This window comes from Streptomyces sp. NPDC054840, from assembly GCF_053611065.1.
Genome location: NZ_JBSGZP010000859.1, coordinates 1 through 2,604, shown reverse-complemented (window position 1 = coordinate 2,604; position 2,604 = coordinate 1). Strand labels below are relative to the sequence as shown.

The following is a 2,604-nucleotide window of genomic DNA, read 5'->3' as shown; positions in this document are numbered from 1 at the left end:
AGGTCCTGGAGGGCTTCGGTCTCGGCGCCGCCCTGATCGCGATGTTCATGCGCGTGGGCGGCGGCATCTTCACCAAGGCCGCCGACGTCGGCGCCGACCTGGTCGGCAAGGTCGAGCAGGGCATTCCGGAGGACGACCCCCGCAATGCCGCGACCATCGCCGACAACGTGGGCGACAACGTCGGGGACTGCGCCGGAATGGCGGCCGACCTCTTCGAGTCCTACGCCGTCACCCTCGTGGCCGCGCTCATCCTCGGCAAGGCCGCCTTCGGCGACCTGGGCCTCGCCTTCCCGCTGATCGTGCCCGCGATCGGCGTCATCACCGCGATGATCGGCATTTTCGCGGTCTCCCCGCGGCGCAGCGACCGCAGCGGCATGACCGCCATCAACCGCGGGTTCTTCATCTCCGCCGTGATCTCCCTGGTGCTGGTCGCGATCGCCGTTTACGCCTATCTGCCGGCCACCTACAAGGAGCTCCTCGGCGTCGAGAACCCGGCGATCACCAACCACACCGGTGACCCGCGGGTCCTGGCCGTCGTCGCCGTCGCCATCGGGATCGTGCTCGCGGCCCTGATCCAGCAGCTGACCGGCTACTTCACCGAGACCAACCGACGCCCCGTCCGGGACATCGGCAAGTCCTCCCTGACCGGCGCGGCCACCGTCGTCCTCGCCGGAATCTCGGTCGGTCTGGAGTCCGCCGTCTACACGGCCCTGCTCATCGGCCTCGGCGTCTACGGCGCGTTCCTGCTCGGCGGAACGTCGATCCTGCTCGCGCTCTTCGCGGTGGCCCTGGCCGGCACCGGCCTGCTCACCACCGTCGGCGTCATCGTCGCCATGGACACCTTCGGGCCCGTCTCCGACAACGCCCAGGGCATCGCCGAGATGTCCGGCGACGTCGAGGGCGCCGGTGCGCAGGTCCTGACCGACCTGGACGCCGTGGGCAACACCACGAAGGCCATCACCAAGGGCATCGCCATCGCCACGGCCGTGCTCGCCGCGGCGGCGCTCTTCGGCTCGTACAACGACGCGATCGCCACCGCCGTCAAGGAAGTCGGTGCCAGGGCCGGGGAGATGAACCTCAGCCTGGACATTGCACAGCCCAACAACCTCGTCGGGCTGATCCTGGGCGCGGCCGTCGTGTTCCTGTTCTCCGGCCTCGCCATCAACGCCGTCTCCCGCTCCGCGGGCGCCGTCGTCTACGAGGTGCGCCGCCAGTTCCGCGAGCACCCCGGGATCATGGACTACACGGAGAAGCCCGAGTACGGGCGCGTCGTGGACATCTGCACCAAGGACGCGCTGCGCGAACTCGCCACACCCGGTCTGCTCGCCGTGCTCACCCCCATCGCCGTGGGCTTCTCCCTCGGAGTGGGCGCGCTCGGCTCCTTCCTGGCCGGGGCCATCGGCACGGGCACCCTGATGGCGGTCTTCCTCGCCAACTCCGGTGGCGCGTGGGACAACGCGAAGAAGCTCGTCGAGGACGGCCACCACGGCGGCAAGGGCAGTGAGGCCCACGCCGCGGTCGTCATCGGCGACACGGTCGGTGACCCGTTCAAGGACACCGCCGGGCCGGCGATCAACCCGCTCCTCAAGGTCATGAACCTGGTGGCGCTGCTGATCGCCCCCGCCGTCGTGCAGTTCAGCTACGGCGAGGACAGCAGCCCGACCGTGCGGGCCGTCGTCGCGGTCCTGGCGATCGGGGTCATCATCGGCGCCGTGTACATCTCCAAGCGCCGCGGCATCGCCGTCGGCGACGAGACCGAGGGCGGAGCCGCCGAGCGGGTGGCCCAGTCGGCCGACCCCGCGACGGTCTCCTGACCCGAGATCCGGTCAGCGGTACGGGCCGGGCCGGGCAGGGCCGGCCGGTACGCCCGAAAGGCGGACGGGCGGCGCGGAATCACGCGCCGTCTGTCCGCCTTTGTGCGTCTCCGGAGGGTGGGCGTGTATCTTCCGGGCGGAAGCCTTCGAAGGGACCAATCCGGTGAACAAGAAGTTTGCGGCCGCGCTGTCGGGCGGTGCGGCACTGATGCTCGTCCTGTCCGGATGCGGCGGGGACGAGACCGACCAGAAGGCCGGCTCCTGGGCCAAGAAGGTCTGTGACCAGTGGCAGCCCCAGATCCAGAAGATCGAAGCCGCCAACGTCGAGATCAAGCGAGTGGCCTCGGAGAGCAGCAAGCCCGACGAGGTCCAGAAGACCGACTCGGCGGCGTTCGCGACCATGACCGAGTCGTACAAGGCGATGGCGGACGCCCTGCGGTCGGCGGGCGTCCCGCCGGTCAAGAACGGCACCGCGACCCAGGAGGCGGCGGCCAAGGGCTTCGAGACGACCTCCACGGGCTACGCCGACCTGAAGACGAAGACGGACGCCCTCGACCCACAGGACAAGGCGAAGTTCGCCGACGGCCTCAAGGAGGTCGCGGGCGGGCTCAAGGACGTGACGAAGGGCGGCCAGGACGCGCTCGCCCAGCTCAAGGCGGGCGGCCTGGGCGAGGCCATCAACGGCCAGAAGGGCTGCCAGGTCGCGACGGCACCGGCGTCCTCCCAGTAGCACTCCGGTAGCACCGGCCGCCCGCACGGGCGGCGTGTCGCGGCGTACGTCGCTCAGGGC

2 protein-coding genes are annotated in these 2,604 nt (G+C 70.3%); both read left to right on the top strand.

The features are described from left to right. Nucleotides 1–1,814: sodium-translocating pyrophosphatase (locus ACWGIU_RS35135; RefSeq protein ID WP_453712151.1), on the top strand; the 1,814-nt coding region annotated here is incomplete at its 5' end. Nucleotides 1,815–1,977: 163 nt separating this feature from the next. After that, entirely contained in the window at nt 1,978–2,544 is a 567-nt protein-coding gene (locus tag ACWGIU_RS35130; protein WP_453712150.1) for a small secreted protein, read from the top strand. Nucleotides 2,545–2,604: the final 60 nt, after the last annotated feature.